This window comes from Acrocarpospora catenulata, assembly GCF_018476525.1.
In the GTDB taxonomy this organism is placed as follows: domain Bacteria; phylum Actinomycetota; class Actinomycetes; order Streptosporangiales; family Streptosporangiaceae; genus Acrocarpospora; species Acrocarpospora catenulata.
In genome coordinates, this window is sequence record NZ_JAHCST010000003.1 from 152,612 (window position 1) to 170,277 (window position 17,666).

General features: G+C 70.9%; 16 protein-coding genes and 1 pseudogene. 9 read left to right on the plus strand and 8 right to left on the minus strand.

The features are described from left to right. Positions 1–23 precede the first annotated feature (23 nt). The 8 genes and pseudogenes from KIP79_RS04335 to KIP79_RS04370 all read right to left on the minus strand — a co-directional run bounded on the left by KIP79_RS04335 (position 24) and on the right by KIP79_RS04370 (position 8,677). The gene (locus KIP79_RS04335) at positions 24–746 is read right to left on the minus strand and encodes a hypothetical protein (RefSeq protein ID WP_214103330.1); all 723 of its coding nucleotides are present in this window, start codon (positions 744–746) and stop codon (positions 24–26) included. Between the two features lie 109 nt (positions 747–855). Beyond that, on the minus strand, positions 856–3,453 hold the full coding sequence (gene clpB / locus KIP79_RS04340; protein WP_214103331.1) for an ATP-dependent chaperone ClpB: 2,598 nt from the start codon (positions 3,451–3,453) through the stop codon (positions 856–858). Positions 3,454–3,675: 222 nt separating this feature from the next. Beyond that, positions 3,676–3,934 (minus strand): annotated as a pseudogene (locus tag KIP79_RS04345) (heat shock protein transcriptional repressor HspR); the annotation flags it as partial. Between the two features lie 3 nt (positions 3,935–3,937). Beyond that, positions 3,938–5,110 carry a molecular chaperone DnaJ gene (gene dnaJ / locus KIP79_RS04350; protein ID WP_214103333.1) on the minus strand — a complete coding sequence of 391 codons (1,173 nt, stop codon included), beginning with the start codon at positions 5,108–5,110 and terminating at the stop codon, positions 3,938–3,940. A gap of 80 nt (positions 5,111–5,190) precedes the next feature. Further along, positions 5,191–5,853, minus strand: a complete 663-nt coding sequence (grpE, locus tag KIP79_RS04355; protein WP_214103334.1) for a nucleotide exchange factor GrpE — start codon at positions 5,851–5,853, stop codon at positions 5,191–5,193. Next, positions 5,850–7,727 carry a molecular chaperone DnaK gene (dnaK, locus tag KIP79_RS04360; RefSeq protein ID WP_214103335.1) on the minus strand — a complete coding sequence of 626 codons (1,878 nt, stop codon included), beginning with the start codon at positions 7,725–7,727 and terminating at the stop codon, positions 5,850–5,852. The genes grpE and dnaK overlap by 4 nt, the downstream gene beginning before the upstream one ends. A gap of 162 nt (positions 7,728–7,889) precedes the next feature. Beyond that, positions 7,890–8,255, minus strand: a complete 366-nt coding sequence (locus KIP79_RS04365; RefSeq protein WP_214103336.1) for a hypothetical protein — start codon at positions 8,253–8,255, stop codon at positions 7,890–7,892. Next, positions 8,252–8,677, minus strand: a complete 426-nt coding sequence (locus KIP79_RS04370) for a hypothetical protein (protein ID WP_214103337.1) — start codon at positions 8,675–8,677, stop codon at positions 8,252–8,254. The genes KIP79_RS04365 and KIP79_RS04370 overlap by 4 nt, the downstream gene beginning before the upstream one ends. Before the next feature lie 77 nt (positions 8,678–8,754). Here KIP79_RS04370 and KIP79_RS04375 point away from each other — a divergent pair, with 77 nt between their 5' ends. The 9 genes from KIP79_RS04375 to KIP79_RS04415 all read left to right on the plus strand — a co-directional run bounded on the left by KIP79_RS04375 (position 8,755) and on the right by KIP79_RS04415 (position 17,582). Beyond that, positions 8,755–9,483, plus strand: coding sequence for an ABC transporter ATP-binding protein (locus tag KIP79_RS04375; RefSeq protein WP_250212644.1), 729 nt, complete (start codon positions 8,755–8,757; stop codon positions 9,481–9,483). After that, positions 9,480–10,214: an ABC transporter permease gene (locus KIP79_RS04380; protein ID WP_214103338.1), complete on the plus strand. Its 735-nt coding sequence runs from the start codon at positions 9,480–9,482 to the stop codon at positions 10,212–10,214. The genes KIP79_RS04375 and KIP79_RS04380 overlap by 4 nt, the downstream gene beginning before the upstream one ends. A gap of 47 nt (positions 10,215–10,261) precedes the next feature. Beyond that, positions 10,262–11,056 carry a pyrroline-5-carboxylate reductase gene (proC, locus tag KIP79_RS04385; protein WP_214103339.1) on the plus strand — a complete coding sequence of 265 codons (795 nt, stop codon included), beginning with the start codon at positions 10,262–10,264 and terminating at the stop codon, positions 11,054–11,056. A gap of 100 nt (positions 11,057–11,156) precedes the next feature. Continuing rightward, on the plus strand, positions 11,157–12,368 hold the full coding sequence (locus KIP79_RS04390) for an MFS transporter (protein ID WP_214103340.1): 1,212 nt from the start codon (positions 11,157–11,159) through the stop codon (positions 12,366–12,368). Between the two features lie 22 nt (positions 12,369–12,390). Then, positions 12,391–13,746, plus strand: coding sequence for an efflux RND transporter periplasmic adaptor subunit (locus tag KIP79_RS04395; RefSeq protein ID WP_214103341.1), 1,356 nt, complete (start codon positions 12,391–12,393; stop codon positions 13,744–13,746). Further along, on the plus strand, positions 13,743–14,441 hold the full coding sequence (locus KIP79_RS04400; RefSeq protein ID WP_308169556.1) for an ABC transporter ATP-binding protein: 699 nt from the start codon (positions 13,743–13,745) through the stop codon (positions 14,439–14,441). The genes KIP79_RS04395 and KIP79_RS04400 overlap by 4 nt, the downstream gene beginning before the upstream one ends. Next, positions 14,438–15,622: an ABC transporter permease gene (locus KIP79_RS04405; RefSeq protein ID WP_214103342.1), complete on the plus strand. Its 1,185-nt coding sequence runs from the start codon at positions 14,438–14,440 to the stop codon at positions 15,620–15,622. Before KIP79_RS04400 ends, KIP79_RS04405 begins: the two co-directional genes overlap by 4 nt. A gap of 23 nt (positions 15,623–15,645) precedes the next feature. Beyond that, positions 15,646–16,809 (plus strand): acetoin utilization protein AcuC, encoded by a 1,164-nt coding sequence (locus tag KIP79_RS04410; protein WP_214103343.1) that lies wholly within the window; start codon positions 15,646–15,648, stop codon positions 16,807–16,809. Continuing rightward, the gene (locus KIP79_RS04415; RefSeq protein ID WP_214103344.1) at positions 16,806–17,582 is read left to right on the plus strand and encodes a phosphatase; all 777 of its coding nucleotides are present in this window, start codon (positions 16,806–16,808) and stop codon (positions 17,580–17,582) included. The genes KIP79_RS04410 and KIP79_RS04415 overlap by 4 nt, the downstream gene beginning before the upstream one ends. Positions 17,583–17,666: the final 84 nt, after the last annotated feature.

The window sequence follows — 17,666 nt, forward strand, 5'->3', positions numbered from 1 at the left end:
CTTGATCGTGTGCTGCGGACCCGTCAGGGAATCAGCCGGGTGCCGAGCAGGTGCTGCGCCAGGTCGGTGAGACCCGCGGTCGCCCTGCTGTCCGGCAGTCCGGCCTTCCTGGGCAGCGCGGGCGTCCTGGGCGGCAGCGCGACCGTCCGGCCCAGCCGCACCCCGGCCGGCTGCTGCGCGACCTTCGACACGGACTTCGACACCGCCTTCGGCAGGCCGAGCACGGGGGGCAGCCCCGCGGCCGGTCCGCCCGACCCCCAGGCCGCGAGCCCGCGCGCCAGCGGCACCCTCGGCAGGCCCGGCAGGGTGCGCACGCCCGGCAGTTCGGGCAGCGCGGCCACCCTGTTCACATCGGTCAGGCCGGGCACCCGGTGCACGGCAGGGATCACCTGCGGCAGGCCCGGCAGGCCGGAGGTGGCGGCGGCGCCCGCCGCGTCCGCGACGCTCAGCAGCGCGCTGGCGCGGCCAGGGCCCGGCATGGTCAGGGTGTCCAGCGTCGCGCACGGGATGCCGGACAGCACCCCGGTCCGCCCCGCCGTGGTCATCGCCGAGGCCATCGCGGTCCGCCCGGTGGCCCCCGCCGCCACGTCCGCGGTGGCGGTCAGCTCCCGGGCGGTCCGGTTGGCCGTGTCGATCGCCGACGACTTCACGGTCGAGCAGGTGTGGTCCGCCCACGCCGGCTGGCCCCAGCTGAGCACGGTGAGCGCCGCCAGCGCGGCGCAGCCCCGGCGAATATTGCGTGACATACACGTCCCCCTGGTCGCTTACAGTAGTCCGACGATGGCCGAACGTAGCAGCGAGACCAGGGGGAGGTGTGCGCTTGCCGGAACAGTGGGGAACTCCTTACCCAGCTCCCTACCGGGTTTCGGCGGCTCGGACCGCCGGGCGGATGATCAGCGAGTCGCTCCCGGCGTCCAGTTCCACCAGGATCTCGTCGCCGTCCCTGATCTCCCCGGCCAGCAGCTCCTTGGCCAGCTGGTCGCCGATGGCCGACTGCACCAGGCGGCGGAGCGGGCGGGCGCCGTACAGCGGGTCGTAGCCGGTCAGCGAGAGCCAGTCGCGGGCGGCCGGGGTGACGGTGAGGGTCAGCCGGCGCGCCGCCAGCCGCCGGGCCAGGTGCTCCACCTGGAGGTCGACGATCTGGGAGAGCTCCTCCGAGCCGAGCGCGTCGAACAGGATCACGTCGTCCAGCCGGTTGAGGAACTCCGGCTTGAACGCCGACCGCACCGCGGCCATCACCGCCTCCCGCTTGGCCCCGTTCTCCAGCTTCGGGTCCACCAGGAACTGCGAGCCGATGTTGGAGGTCAGGATCAGGATGGTGTTGCGGAAGTCGACCGTGCGCCCCTGGCCGTCGGTGAGGCGGCCGTCGTCCAGCACCTGAAGCAGCACGTCGAAGACCTCCGGGTGCGCCTTCTCCACCTCGTCCAGCAGCACCACCGTGTACGGCCGGCGGCGCACCGCCTCGGTGAGCTGGCCGCCCTCCTCGTAGCCGATGTAGCCGGGGGGCGCCCCGACCAGCCGGGCCACGCTGTGCTTCTCGCCGTACTCGCTCATGTCGATGCGGGTCATCGCCCGCTCGTCGTCGAACAGGAAGTCGGCCAGCGCCTTGGCCAGCTCGGTCTTGCCGACGCCGGTGGGGCCGAGGAACAGGAACGAGCCGGTCGGGCGGTCCGGGTCGGAGACGCCTGCCCTGGCCCGGCGCACCGCGTCCGACACCGCCTGCACGGCGGCCTTCTGGCCGATCAGGCGCTTGCCCAGCTCCTCCTCCATGCGGAGCAGCTTGGCGGTCTCGCCCTCCAGCAGCCGGCCGGCGGGGATGCCGGTCCAGGCCGAGATGACCTCGGCGATGTCGTCGGGGCCGACCTCCTCCTTGACCATGGTCTGCTCCCGCTGGGCGGCCTGGGTGGCGGCGGCCAGCTCCTTCTCCAGCCGGGGCACCTCGCCGTACATGAGCCGGGCGGCCTCTTCGAACTTGCCGTCCCGCTGGGCCCGCTCGGCCTGGCTGCGGGTGTCGTCCAGCTGCTTCTTCAGGTCGCCGACCCGGTTCAGGCCCGCCTTCTCCTGCTCCCACCGGCCGACCAGGGCGTTCAGGTCCTCCTGGCGGTTGGCCAGCTCCTCGCGGAGCTTCTCCAGGCGCTGCAGGCTGGCCTCGTCGGTCTCCTTGGCCAGCGCCAGCTCCTCCATCTTCATCCGGTCCACCACACGCTGCAGCGCGTCGATCTCGACCGGGCGGGAGTCGATCTCCATCCGGAGCCGGCTGGCCGCCTCGTCCACCAGGTCGATGGCCTTGTCCGGCAGGAACCTCGCGGTGATGTACCGGTCGGACAGGGTGGCCGCGGCGACCAGCGCGCCGTCGGCGATCTGCACCTGGTGGTGGGCCTCGTACCGGCCCTTCAGGCCGCGCAGGATGGCGATGGTGTCCTCGGCGCTCGGCTCGCCCACGTAGACCTGCTGGAAGCGGCGCTCCAGCGCGGGGTCCTTCTCGATGCGCTCGCGGTACTCGTCCAGCGTGGTGGCGCCGATCATGCGCAGCTCGCCGCGGGCCAGCATGGGCTTGAGCATGTTGCCGGCGTCCATGGCGCCCTCGGCGGCCCCGGCGCCGACCATGGTGTGCAGCTCGTCGATGAAGGTGACGATCTGGCCGTCGCTCTCCTTGATCTCGTTCAGGACGGCCTTCAGGCGCTCCTCGAACTCGCCGCGGTACTTGGCGCCGGCCACCATGGCGCCCAGGTCCAGCGAGACCAGCCGCTTGTTGCGCAGGCTCTCCGGCACGTCACCGGCGACCATGCGCTGGGCCAGGCCCTCCACCACGGCGGTCTTGCCGACGCCCGGCTCGCCGATCAGCACCGGGTTGTTCTTGGTACGGCGGCTGAGCACCTGGATCACCCGGCGGATCTCGCCGTCCCGGCCGATCACCGGGTCCAGCTTGCCGTTCCTGGCGCGCTCGGTCAGGTCGACGCCGTACTTCTCCAGCGCCCGGTAGGTGTCCTCCGGGGTCTCGCTGGTCACCCGGGTGTGGCCGCGCACCTTCTCGAAGGCGTCCAGCAGCGCGTTCGGGGTCGCCCCCTGCGCCTTGAGCAACTCGGCGACCGGCCCGCCGTCGGTGGCCAGCCCGACCAGCAGATGCTCGGTGGAAACGTAGTCGTCCTCAAGTTGCTTGGCGCGCTGCGCGGCCGTGTTCAACACGGTGAGCAACTGGCGGGACGTCGCGGGCGCCGCGACCGTCGCCCCCTGCGCCTTGGGCAGGCCCGCCAGCATCTGCTCGGCCTGAGTCCTTAACGCCTTCCAATCGGCGCCAACGGCTTCCAGCAGCGGGACGGCCGTGCCCCCCGTCTGCGCGAGCAACGTGGTCAACAGGTGCGCGGGCGAAATCTCAGGGTTACCCTCGGCCGCAGCTCGCCGCATGGCCCCCGCCAGAGCCTCCTGGCTCTTCTGGGTGAGCTTGTAGTCCATAACATTGCCTCACTTCGTTCGGCGGCCCGGCCGCTCCGCAGCCGGTGTCTTCCCTCTCTCCGGTCGCTGCGCTCCCTGCGTTCAGTCCAGACACCGGCAGCGGCCGGGCAATTCCTACATATGACTGGGGGAATTAGCCGGGGGGAAGTTGGTATTGGATGAGGGCCCTGATCATGGTGAGTTCGCCGCGGAGGCGGGCCAGTTCGTCGCGCTGGCGGAGGTTCTCTGTCTCGAGTTCGAGGATGCGCTTGATGCCGGCCAGGTTGATGCCCTCCTCCTGGGAGAGGCGTTGCACCTCGCGCAGCAGGATGATGTCCCTGGTCGAGTAGAGCCGGCCGCGGCCGGCGGTGCGCCCCGGGCTGACCAGGCCGAGGCGGTCGTACTGGCGGAGGGTCTGCGGGTGCAGTCCGGAAAGCTGGGCCGCCACCGAGATGACGTAGACGGGTGTTTCGTCGGACAGGTCGAAGAAATTGGCGTCCATCGGCTACTCGCTTCTGGCCTGCTTGATCAGTTCCTCTCGCAGGTCCACTCCCTCGGTCGCGTCGCGGAACTGCTCCAGCGCCGCGCGCGCCTTGTCGTCCAACCGCTCCGGCACCGTCACCTGGATGGAGACCAGCAGGTCGCCCTTGGTGCCGTCCTTGCGGGCCGCCCCCCGGCCGCGGACCCGGAAGGTACGGCCGTTCGGAGTGCCCTCCGGAATGCGGAGCGTGACCGGCATGCCGCGCAGCGTGGGCACCTTGATCTCGGCGCCCAGCGCGGCCTCCGGGAAGGTGACGGGCACGGCCACCGTCAGGTTCTCCCCGCTGCGGCCGAACACCGGGTGCGGCTGCACGTGCACCACCACGTAGAGGTCGCCGGCGGGCCCCCCGTTCTCGCCGGGCGCCCCCTTGCCCTTGAGTTTGACACGCTGTCCGTCGCTCACCCCGGCCGGGACCCTGGCCTGGATGTTCCGGGTGCTCTTGCCCCGGCCGCTGCCGTCGCAGACCGGGCACGGGTCGTCGACCAGCAGGCCGCGCCCCCGGCAGTCCCGGCAGGGCTCGGAGAAGGCGAAGTTGCCCAGGTTCCGGCTGGCCGCCCCGGTGCCCTCACAGGTCGGGCAGACGCGCGGGGTGGTGCCGGCCTTGGCCCCGGTGCCGGCGCAGGCCGCGCAGGCCGCCGAGCTGGTGAGGCGGAGGGAGACGGTCGCGCCGTCCACCGCCTCGGCGAAGGAGAGCGTCACCTCGGACTCGATGTCCTGACCGCGCCGGGCCCGCCCGGCCGAACTCGGCCGCTGGCTGCCGCCCCGGTTGAACAGGCCGCCGAACAGGTCGTTGATCCGGTCCCCCGCGCCGGTGTGGCCGGCGGTGCCCCCGAACAGGTCGCCGAAGTCGAAACCGCCGCGCGAGCCGCCGGGCGCGCGGCCGAAGTTGCCCAGCCCGGAGCCGAAGAGCGTGCGGGCCTCGTCGTACTCCTTCCGCCGTTTGGTGTCGGAGAGCACGTCGTACGCCTCCGAGACCTCTTTGAACTTCTCCTCGGTCTCGGTGTTGCCCTTGTTCGCGTCCGGGTGGTACTTCCGGGCGAGCTTCCGGTACGCCTTCTTGATCTCGTCAGCGCTCGCGGTCTTGGGCACACCAAGGACGGCGTAGTAGTCCTTCTCCAGGTAGTCCTTGGTGCTCATCTACCGCTTCCTCCGCGTCTGCTGCGCATATATGGTCGGGTCCCCTCCCGTATAACCGGGAGGGGGGTTCCCGGGGAAGATCAGTCTTCGTCGGAATCCTCGGCGAGGATGTCCCCGCCGCTCTCCGTGGCGGGCGTGCCGGTGCTCTCGCCCTCCTCCGGCTCGGCCACCGCCACCCGCGCGGGACGCAGGATGCGCTCGCCGATCCGGTACCCGGGTTGGAGGATCTCGACGCAGGTCGGCTCGGTCACCTCGGTGGAGTAGCTGTGCATCAGCGCCTCGTGCACCGTCGGGTCGAACGGGTCGCCCTTGACGCCGAAGGTGGCCAGGCCGAGCTTGCCGACCGCCGCCTCCAGCGACTCGCTCACCTTGGCGAAACCGCCGGTGAGCTCGCCGTGGTCGCGGGCCCGGCCGATGTCGTCCAGCACCGGGAGCAGCTCGGTCAGGACCCCGGCCACGGCGTGTTCCCGGACGAGGGTCCTGTCCCGCTCCACCCGCTTGCGGTAGTTGCTGTATTCGGCCTGCAGCCGTTGCAGGTCGGCCGTGCGTTCCGCGAGCATCTCCGCAGCCACTCCGTCTAGGGCGCCACCGAGGCCACCCGTGGGAGCGGGGGTCTCGGCGGCTTCTGGCGACTCTGCCGACTCGGCAGGCGCGGGCTCCCGCGCCTCCAGGGTCTCCGGGTCGATCTTGCGGTTGTCGCGGATCACCGGCTCCTGCTCGGAACCGTTCTCGCGCGCGGTCACTTGGCGCCGCCCTCCCGCTTCGGCTCGTCGTCGACGATCTCGGCCTCGACCACGTCGTCGTCGGCCTTGGCCTGGCCGGAGGCGTCGGCCCCGGGGCCGGGGTTGGCGCCATCGGCGCCCGCGGCCTGGGACTGCGCGTAGATCGCCGAGCCCATCTTCTGGCTGACCGTGGCCAGCTTTTCGGCGGCGGCCCGGATGGCGGGGGTGTCGGTGCCCTCCAGGGTCTTCTTCAGCTCCGCCAGCGCGTCGTTGACCTCGGTCTTGATGTCGCCGGGGACCTTGTCGTCGTTCTCCCGGAGGAACTTGTCGGTCTGGTAGGCCAGCGAGTCGGCGTTGTTGCGGACCTCGGCGTCCTCCCGGCGCTGCTTGTCGTCCTCGGCGTAGGACTCCGCCTCGCGCATCATGCGCTCGATGTCCTCCTTGGCCAGGGCGGAGCCGCCGGTGATGGTCATCGTCTGCTCCTTGCCGGTGCCAAGGTCCTTGGCGCCGACGTTGACGATGCCGTTGGCGTCGATGTCGAAGGTGACCTCGATCTGCGGGATGCCGCGCGGCGCGGGGGCGATGCCGGTCAGCTCGAAGGTGGCCAGCTTCTTGTTGTACGCCGCGATCTCGCGCTCGCCCTGGTAGACCTGGATCTGCACGGAGGGCTGGTTGTCCTCGGCGGTGGTGAACACCTCGGAGCGCTTGGTGGGGATCGTGGTGTTCCGCTCGATGATCTTGGTGAAGATGCCGCCCTTGGTCTCGATGCCCAGCGACAGCGGGGTCACGTCGAGCAGCAGGACGTCCTTGACCTCACCCTTGAGCACGCCGGCCTGGAGCGCGGCGCCGATCGCGACGACCTCGTCCGGGTTGACGCCCTTGTTCGGCTCCTTGCCGCCGGTCAGCTCCTTGACCAGGTCGCTGACGGCCGGCATACGGGTGGAGCCGCCGACCAGGACCACGTGGGCGATGTCCGAGACCTTGACCCCGGCGTCCTTGATGACCTGGTGGAACGGGCCCTTGCAGCGCTCGAGCAGGTCCGCGGTGATGCGCTGGAACTCGGCCCGGGTGAGCTTCTCCTCCAGGTGCAGGGGGCCCTCGGCGGAGGCGGTGATGTAGGGGAGGTTGATCGAGGTCTCGGTCTGGCTGGACAGCTCGATCTTGGCCTTCTCGGCCGCCTCGCGGAGGCGCTGGAGGGCCATCTTGTCCTTGGACAGGTCCACGCCGTGCGCGTTCTTGAAGCGGGTCACCAGCTCGTCCACCACGCGCTGGTCCCAGTCGTCGCCGCCCAGGTGGTTGTCACCGCTGGTGGCCTTGACCTCGACGAAGCCGTGACCGTCCTCCTGGCCGACGTCCAGCAGGGAGACGTCGAAGGTGCCGCCGCCGAGGTCGAAGACCAGGATGGTCTGGTCCTTGTCCTTGTCCAGCCCGTACGCCAGGGCCGCGGAGGTGGGCTCGTTGATGATGCGCAGGACGTTGAGGCCCGCGATGGTGCCGGCCTCCTTGGTCGCCTGGCGCTGCGCGTCGTTGAAGTAGGCCGGGACGGTGATCACGGCGTCGGTGATCTTCTCGCCCAGGTAGGCTTCGGCGTCCTGCTTCAGCTTCTGCAGCACGAAGGCGCTGATCTGCTGCGGGGTGAACTTCTTGCCGTCGATCTCGACCGACCAGTCGGTGCCGATCTCGCGCTTGACCGATCGGATGGTCCGGTCCACGTTGGTCACGGCCTGGCGCTTGGCGACCTCGCCAACCAGGACCTCGCCGTTCTTGGCGAACGCGACCACGGACGGCGTGGTCCGCGAGCCTTGCGCGTTCGCGATGACGGTGGGCTCACCGCCCTCAAGGATCGAGACGACGGAGTTGGTCGTCCCCAGGTCGATACCTACCGCACGTGCCATGAGTACGTCCTTGTAGTCAAAGTTGAGTCGGTCCGACTCAATACTGGAGGTGGGTCATCCCGCTTGTCAAACGCGACCCTGTCAACCGTCTTGAGTCTAGTTGGCTCAACCCTCAACCCGCGCGAAAAGTTCCCGGGCTGACATACACGGCGGTACCGGTGGTTAACGGGCGCCGTCGACTACTTTCCGCTTGCCCAGGGGGGCCTTGAGCTTGATGATCGTGCTCTTCTTGACCGCGATCATGATGCACATCCCGTTGTCCTTGATGGAGCCCTCGTACAAGGTGACGGTGACCTTCTTCTTGGTCTCCGTCACCTTGACCCGCGCCAGCGGGCGGCACTCCTGTGGCCCGCCCCACCAGGTCACTTTCAGCGACTTCTGCTTGTACGGCTTCGCGGAGATCCACTGCACCTTGTGCTGGTTGACGGTTCCCGGGGTGGGTTTGACCGGGCCGGCGGCGGCCTGGGCGGGAGCCGTGCCGAGCAGCAGGACCAGAGCCGCACTCAGGGCGGCGGCGAGTTTTCTCACTTGGCACCGTCCACGACTTCGCGCCCGTTCAGGGGCTTGGCGAGCTTGACGATGGTCGCCTTCTCGATGGCGATTTCGATGCAGACGGCCTCCTCGTCGGTGGTGCCCTCCCAGAGGGTCACCGTCACGGTGGAGGCGGTCTCGGTCACCTCGACCCGGTCGAGGGAGTAGCAGGGCTCGACCCCGGAGGTCCAGGTGATCTTCAGACCCTCGGCCACGGGGGTGGCGCTGGTCCAGGGCACCTTACGCGGATTGATCGTGTTCCCGACGGGGACGGCCATCGAGGGCCCGGCGCTGGGCACGCCCGAACTCGCCGGAACGCTGACCGGCTGGTCGGGGTTGGCGGCGCTGTCCACGGCTCGCCCCTCTCCGCAGGCCACCACCGTCGACAGCAGTAGCGCGATTAGCCAGATCCTTCTCATGACCTTATGACGGCCGGCCCCCGAGCGAGGTTCATATACCCATTGACTCCGGTATGACCCGGGCTTAAATTCAACGCATGATGAATTCAACCGGCCCGGCGGTCTCGGTACGGGACCTCCGGGTGACCCGAGGCCGCCGCGAGGTGCTCCACGGGTTGACGTTCGAGGTGCCCAGAGGCCAGATCACCGGCCTGCTCGGCCCCAGCGGCTGCGGCAAGACCACCCTGATCCGATCGATCGTGGGCGTCCAGGTCGTGGCGGGCGGCGAGGTCACCGTGCTCGGCCAGCCCGCGGGCAGCCCGGCGCTCCGCCGCACTATCGGCTACTCCACCCAGAACCCCGCCATCTACCGCGACCTGTCGGTGCGCGAGAACCTGCGCTACTTCGCCGCCGTACTCGGCGCGCCCAAGGACGACGTGGACCGGGTGCTGGAAGAGGTCGGCCTCACCCCCTACCAGCGGCAGCTGGGCGGCACGCTCTCCGGCGGCCAGCTCAGCCGGGCCAGCCTGGCGGTCTCTCTGCTCGGCAGCCCTGAGCTGCTGCTGCTCGACGAGCCCACGGTCGGCCTGGACCCGGTGCTCCGCAAGGAGCTCTGGGAGCTGTTCCAAGGCCTGGCCGAGCGCGGCACCACCGTGCTGGTCACCAGCCACGTGATGGACGAGGCGGCCCGCTGCCAGCGGCTGCTCATCCTGCGGGAGGGCGAGATCCTGGCCGACGACACCCCCCGTGCGCTGCGCGAGCGGACCAGGACCCTGGACATGGAGGAGGCGTTCCTGCGCCTCATCGAGGAGAGGCAGGCCGCGTGAACGCCACGATCACCCTGGCCACCGCGCGCCGGATCATGACCCAGCTCCGCAACGACCGCCGCACGGTCGCGCTCATGAGCCTGGTCCCCACCCTGGTCATCACGCTGCTCTACTTCGTGATCGACGACGAGCGCTCGTTCACCGCCTGGGCGCCCATCCTGTTGTGTGTCTTCCCGTTCCTGGTGATGTTCCTGGTCACCTCGATCAGCACGCTCCGGGAGCGCACCTCCGGCACTCTGGAGCGGCTGATGGCCTCCCCGCTCCGCCAGCTCGACCTCCTGATCGGGTACGGTCTGGCGTTCGGCTTCATGGCCGTCCTCCAGGTCTCGCTGGCGCTGGCCGTCTCGCTCACCTGGCTGGGCCTGGAGCTGACCGGACCGCTCTGGCCGCTGGTGCTGGTGGCGCTGCTCAACGCCCTGCTTGGCACCGCGCTCGGGCTGCTGTGCAGCGCGTTCGCCCGGACCGAGTTCCAGGCCGTGCAGTTCATGCCGGTGGTGATGATCCCGCAGCTGTTGCTCGGCGGCATCCTGGTCCCCCGCGACCAGATGGCCACCGTGCTGGAGTGGATCTCCAACGTGCTGCCCATGTCGTACGCGATCGAGGGCATGAAGCTGGCCGTGGTCAGCGACGACCTGAGCGGCGACTTCTGGCGGGACGTACTGGTCGTCGGGGGCTCCATCCTCCTCGCCCTGGGCCTCGGCGCGGCCACCTTGCGCCGCCGCACCCCCTAGATCGGTAGGCTGCGGGCGATCCCCAGAACAACGAGGTGTGACACGTCATGATCGCGATTCTCGGTACCGGCAAGATGGGCGAGGCCCTGCTCTCCGGCCTGGTCAGGGCGGGGCGCAGGCCCAGCGAGATCATGGTCACCGCGCGCCGTGAGGACCGCGCCAAGGACCTGACCGACCGGTACGGCGTGCACGTGTGCGGCAACGCCGAGGCGGCGGCCACCGCCGACACGCTCATCCTGGCGGTCAAGCCCCAGGACATGGGCGCGCTGCTGACCGAGATCGCCCCCCACCTGCCCCCCGGCCGCCTGGTCATCTCGGTGGCCGCGGGCATCACCACCGCGTTCGTGGAGGCCCGGCTGGGCGAGGCGACGCCGGTGGTCCGGGTGATGTCCAACACGCCGGTGCTGGTGGACGAGGCGATGAGCGTGATCTCGGCGGGGGCGCACGCCGCCGAGGAGCACATGCGCCGGGCCGAGGCGCTGCTCGCGCCGGTGGGCAAGGTGCTGCGCATCCCGGAGTCCCAGCAGGACGCGGCGACCGCGCTCTCCGGCAGCGGCCCGGCCTACTTCTTCTACCTGGTGGAGGCGATGGTGGACGCGGGCATCCTGCTGGGCATGCCGCGGGCCGCCGCGCTGGACATGGTCACCCAGTCCATCGTTGGGGCGGCGATCATGCTCCGCGACTCAGGCGAGCATCCGGTGATCCTGCGGGAGGCGGTCACCTCGCCCGGGGGCACCACCATCTCCGCCATCGCCGAGCTGGAGCGGCACCGGGTGCGGGCGGCGTTCCTGGACGCGATCGAGGCGGCCAGGGACCGGAGCCGGCAGCTGGCCGCCGGGTGAAAATCGCCTGATGGACCCCTGGTCACCTGGCGAAAAACCATTTAATGGTTAACAAACTTTCCAGATAAGCTTTGCCCTCCTGGACGTATTGGGGGGCAAAGTGGCGCAAGCCGTACAAGTCACGCCGGGGCTGTGGACGCGGGACTTCTCGCTCTACTTCGTCGGGCGGGCGGTGGCGCTGATGGGCGACGCCATGCTGCCGGTCGCGGTCACCCTCGGGGTGCTCAGGCTCTACGGCTCGGTGGGGGTCGGCCTGGTGCTGGCCTGCTGGATGGGCGCCTTCGGGGGTCTGGTGCTCTTCGGCGGGGTGTTCGCCGACTGGTTCACCGCCAGGAAGATGATGATCGGGGCGGACCTGCTCCGGGTGGTCACCCATCTGGTGGTGGCCGTGGCCTTCCTCACCGGCACCCCCGCGCTCTGGCTGATCGCGGTCATGTCCCTGCTCAGCGGGGTCGGGGCGGCGCTCTTTCAGCCCGGCGTGAACAGCATGATCCCGCAGCTGGCGGCGGACCCGCAGCGGGCCAACGCGGTGCTCCGGGTGGCCGACGCCGTCGCCCGCCTGCTCGGCCCGGCTCTCGCCGGGGCCGTGGTGCTGGCCGGGGGCCCCGGCCTGGTGTACGCGGTGAACGCCGGCACCTTCGCGGTCAGCGCGGCCTGCCTGCTCGCCCTGCGGGTGCGCCTGGCCGCGGTCGTCGGCTCCCAGCTGATCAGGGACCTGCGCGAGGGCTGGCGGGAGTTCCGGGCCAGGACCTGGATGTGGGCGGTGATCCTGGTCTGGGTCGTTTACGGCGTGTTGCTCTTCGGCCCGATCTGGCCGCTCGGCGCCGAGCTGGTCACCGGCAGCCTGGGCGAGGCCGCGTACGTCGCGGGGGTGAGCGCGGAGGGCGTCGGCAGCGTGCTGGGCGGCCTGGTGGCCATGCGCTACCGGCCCGCCCGCCCGCTCCTCGCCGGGGCGGTGGCCATGATCGGATTCATGGGCATGCCGCTGGTGATCGCGCTCCGGCTGCCGCTGCCCTGGCTGCTGACCGGGATGACGCTGGCGGGCGCGGCCTGGGCGTTCTGGTCGGTGATGTGGGCGACCAGCGTGCAGACCCAGGTGCCGGGGGAGGTGCTCAACCGGGTCACCGCGTACGAGGTGGCGGGGTCGGTGCTGAGCATCCCGATCGGGCAGGCGCTGGCCCCGGTGGTGGCCGCGCGGGTGGGGGCGGAGACGGTGGTGCTGTTCGGGTTCGGGGCGGGGTTGCTCGGCATCGCCGTCCTGGTCGGGACGCCCGCCGTGCGGAACCTTCAAGCCATTCAAAAGGGCGAGTAATAGCCACATTACGATGGGTCAGGTGGCGATCCGTCGCGGAATTCCCCCGCTTCTCGTCCTCACCTTCCTGCTCACCGGCTGCACCGGGGACGAGCCGCCGAAGGTGCAGCTGGCCCAGGTCGGCCGGGCCTCGGTGAGCGAGGTGGTGGAGGCGCCGGGCACGGTCGGCGCCCGGGCCACCGCGGCGCTCACCTCGCCCGCCGCCGGCACGGTCGACAAGCTCTACGTGAGCGACGGCGACACCGTGGAGAAGGGCCAGCTGCTGGCCAGGATCGACTCACCGGCCGCCAAGGACCAGCTCGACCAGGCCCGCGAGGCCGACCGCCAGGCCAGCGCCAGACCGGCCACCGCCCCCGCCTCGGTACGGCTGCCGCGCCTGCGGCTCCCCGCCGCACTCGACGCCGAGGTGCGCCACTGCTTCGCCAAGGCCAGGAAGGCGGCCCGCAAGATCGAGGACAGGACGGTACGGGAACACCTGCTGACCGCCCTGGACGCGGCGCAAGCCCAGCACAAGGCCCAGCAACGCGCGCTCAGCGAGATCGTGAACGGCCTCAACACCTCCGTACAGCAGGTCTCCGGCCAGCTCGGCGCGGGACTCGGCGGCCTCACCGCCTCGATGAGCTCCCTCCAGGCCGCCTCCCGCACACAGACCAAGGCGGCGGTCAAAGCCGCCAGGTCCACGGTGAAGGCGCTCACCATCAAGGCCCCCTTCGACGGCGTGGTCACCCTCGGCGGCGGCAGCTCCGGCGGCCAGCCGAACCTGGGCGCGCTGCTGCCGGCGGGGCTGAGCGCGGGATTGAGCGCCCCCGCGAGCACCGGCCGGTCCAGCGGCGCGATCGCGGTGGGCGTGCCGGTGGCCGCCGGGGACACCCTCCTCACCGTCACCGACATCTCCGAGCTCACCCTGGCCGCCGACGTGGACGAGACCGACGTGCTCCTGGTCAAGGACGGCACCTCGGCGGTGGTCGAGTTCGACGCGGTCCCCGGCGGCAGCTACGCGGCCGAGGTGACCGGGATCGGCGTCACCCCCAAGGAGGGCGCCACCGGCGGCGTCAGCTACCCGGTCCGGCTCACCCTCGGCCCGGGCAGATACGACGACGGCACCGAGGCGCCCGCCCCCAAACCGGGCATGAGCGCCGTCATCCGCCTCACCGTACGGGAGGCCGTGGATGTGGTCGCGGTGCCCACATCGGCCATCGTCACCAGCGGCCGGGAGAACGTGGTCTGGGTGGACAACGAGGGCCGCGCGCAACGCCGTACCGTGAAGCTCGGGGCCCAGGGCGACACCATGGTCGAGGTCCTCTCCGGCCTGAGCGTGGGCGACCGGATCGTGGTGCGCGGCGCCGACACCGTACGCGACGGCCAGGAACTGGCGTGACCGCCTTCGAGGCGATCGGGCTGACCCGCTCCTACCAGTTGGAGGGGGTCTCGGTGGACGCGCTCCGCGGCGTGGACCTGACGATCGGCGCCGGGGAGTTCGCCGCCATCATCGGCCCCTCAGGGAGCGGCAAGTCCACCCTGATGCACCTGCTCGGCTGCCTGGACCGGCCCACCTCCGGCATCCTGCGGGTGGGCGGCGTGGACGTGGCCACCCTGGACGACGGCCAGTTGGCCGACCTGCGCAACCGCACCATCGGCTTCGTCTTCCAGTCCTTCCACCTGCTGGCCAGGACCACCGCGCTGGACAACGTGGCGCTGCCGCTGGTCTACCGGGGCGTGCCGCGCGGCGAGCGGCGGAACAGGGCCAGGGCCGCGCTGGAGGCGGTCGGTCTGGAACACCGGCTGGACCACCGCCCCTCCCAGATGTCCGGCGGCGAGCAGCAGCGGGTGGCCATCGCCCGCGCCCTGGTCGGCGACCCCCAGGTGGTGCTGGCCGACGAGCCCACCGGCAACCTGGACTCGCGCAACGGCGCCGAGGTGATGAACCTGCTGCGGCGGCTGAACGGGGAGAACGGGGTGGCCGTGCTGCTGGTCACCCACGAGCGGGAGGTGGCCGAACAGGCGCACCGCCAGATCCACGTCAGGGACGGCCGGATCGAGCACGACACCGGGGGCTCGGTGACGCTCGCGTGAGAACCGCAGAAGCCATGCGCATGGCGCTGGAGGCGCTCCGGGTCAACCGGCTGCGCAGCGCCCTCACCATGCTGGGCGTGATCATCGGCGTCTCCGCCGTGGTGATCCTGGTGGCCATCGGCACCGGCGCCAAGGACGCCATCGAACGGGAGATCGCCGGCCTGGGCAGCAACATCATCCTGGTGGTGCCCGGCCAGCTGAACTTCGCCGCCGCGCCCACCCAGAGCCGCCTGGACCTGGGCGACGTGGCCTACATCCGGCGGGTGGTCGGCGACCCGACCAGGGTCACCGTCTCGGTGCAGTCCGGCGAGACCATCCGGGTCGGCCGCCAGGAGGCGTTCGTCACCGTGGTCGGCACCGACCAGTACGTGCCCAACGTCTTCGACCGCCCGCTGCGCCGGGGCAGGTACCTGAGCGAGACCGACGTGGACACCCGCCGCCGGGTGGTCATCCTCGGCTCGGAGGTGGCCGCCCGCCTGTACGGCGACGTGGACCCGATCGGCCGTCAGGCCACCATCTCCGGCGTGCGGTTCCGGGTGATCGGCGTGTACGAGACGGTCGGCGCCACCTTCGGGGTGGCCAGGGACCAGGAGGTGCACGTCCCGGTGACCACCGCGCAGCGGCTGATCGGGGTGGCCCGGATCAACGGCATCGGGATCGGCGCCTCCGGGCCCGACGAGATCGAGCCGCTGCGGGAGCGGGTGGTGGACGCGCTGGTGCAGCGGTACCCGGGGGAGAAGTTCTCGGCGGTCACCCAGACCCAGCTGCTCGGCACCATCGGCAGCGTGCTCGGCATGCTGACCGGCGTGCTGGCCGCCATCGCCGGGATCTCGCTGCTGGTCGGCGGGGTCGGGGTGTCCAACATCATGCTGGTCAGCGTGCGGGAGCGGACCAAGGAGATCGGCCTGCGCAAGGCGCTGGGCGCGCGGCAGCGGGACATCCTCGGCCAGTTCCTGATCGAGGCGGTGCTGCTCACCACCATCGGCGGGGTGCTGGGCATCCTGCTCGGGGTGGGCGGCTCGCTGCTGATCCAGGCGCTCTCCCCGGTCCCGGCCTCGATCACGCTCTGGTCGGTGGCGCTCGCCTTCGGGGTGTCGGCGGGGGTCGGGGTGTTCTTCGGGGTGGCTCCGGCCCGCCGCGCGGGGCGGCTGGACCCGGTGGTTGCGTTACGTGCGGAATAGGGCCGTACGGTAATTTCGTGGGCATGAGCGACGCGGTGCGGGTGGTCTGGGACGACGCGCTGACGTCGTACAACTTTGGGCCCAGCCATCCGCTGGCGCCGGTCCGGGTGGAGCTGACCATGCGCCTGGCCCGCGAGCTGGGCGTGCTGGACGCGGTGGAGCTGACCGGCTGCTCGCCCGCCACCGACGACGAGCTGGCCCTGGTTCACCAACGGGACTATCTGGAGGCCGTGAAGCAGGTCTCCAAGACCGGCCGTCCCGACCTCGCCTACGGCCTGGGCACCGCCGACAACCCGGCCTTTCCCGGCGTGCACGAGGCCGCCGCGCTGATCGCCGGGGCCAGTCTGACCGCCGCCAGGGCGGTCTGGTCGGGCGAGGCCCAGCACGCGCTGAACGTGGCCGGCGGTCTGCACCACGCGATGCCCGCCACCGCCTGGGGCTTCTGCGTCTACAACGACCCCGCGGTGGCCATCGCCTGGCTGCTCGCCCAGGGCGCCACCCGGATCGCGTACGTGGACGTGGACGTGCACCACGGCGACGGGGTGCAGACGGCGTTCTACGACGACACCCGGGTGCTCACCATCAGCCTGCACGAGTCCCCCCGCACGCTCTTCCCCGGCACCGGCCGCCCCGAGGAGACCGGTGCCGACGGGACCGCCGTGAACGTGGCGCTGCCCGCCGGGTGCGGCGACCGGGGCTGGCTGCGCGCCTTCCACGCCGTGGTGCCGCCGCTGCTGCGCGAGTTCCAGCCCGAGATCCTGGTCAGCCAGCACGGCTGCGACAGCCACGCGCTGGACCCGCTGGCCAACCTGACGCTCAGCCTGGACGGCCAGCGTGCCGCCTACCAGGCCGTGCACCGGTTGGCGCACGAGACCGCAGGAGGCAGGTGGGTGGCCACCGGGGGCGGCGGCTACGAGCTGGTCCAGGTGGTGCCGCGGGCCTGGACCCACCTGATCGCCGAGGCCGCCGGGGTGCCGGTGGACCCGGCCACCCCGACCCCCGAGGCGTGGCGGGAGTACGCGCGGCGACGGACCGGGGAGCTCCCCCCGTTGGTGATGACCGACGGCCGCGTCCCGGACTACCGCGACTTCTCCGAGGGGTACGACCCCGCCGACCCCGTTGACCGCGCGATCATGGCCACCCGGAACGCGGTCTTCCCCTGCCACGGACTGGACCCGATGCCATGACGCCCACGCGCGAGGATTTGATCGAACAGCTCGTTCAGACCAAGGTCGCCGGGGAGGTGGCCACCCCGCGGGAGAACAACCTCGACCACTATCGTTCGTTCGCGCTGCGCGACCCGCACTACCAGTTCGGGCTGACCTTCGAAGGGGCCTGGACCTACCGGGACGTGCTGGCCCTGATGGCCAAGTCGGCCGGGGTAGTGGCCGATCCTGAGCACCGCAGCGGCCAGGACACCATCGACCCGGAGCGCACGGTGGCCGCCCTGGAGGCCATGGGGGACCGGATCGCCGACGCGTTGCGGCGGCCGGGGAGCAGGTTCCTGCTCGCCACCGGGCACCCGACCGGGATCATGGTGATCCATCTGGCGCTGGGCCGGTTCCTCCGGGAGCGCGGGGCCACCGTGATCACCCCCGCCGAGGGCTGGGCGTACCTGCCGAACTCCTACGGGCGGCGGCGCCGGATCCGGTACGTCGAGGACGTGGCCCTGCTGGAGGACGGCGGCGCGCTGGTGCACACCCACGACCCGGCGCCGATGCGGGCCATCCTGGAGGAGGAGCGGCCGGACTTCGTGATCGCCGACCACGGCTGGGCGGGGGCGGCGGGCGAGGCCGGAATTGTCACGGTGGGCTTCGCGGACAGTAACGATCCGGCCCTCTTCGTGGGGGAGGCCGAGGGAAAAATCGCGGCGGCTGTGCCGCTTGATGACAATGTGCGGCCCAGATATTACGCACCGCTGACCCGGTACCTGGTCTCGTGGATCGCCGCTGGGCTTTAGGACCTGCTGTTAATGGGGTTTCACGCCCGCTTTTGCACCAGTGTGTCGACCGGTTGCCAACTTTTTTGTGATCCTGGGCGACTC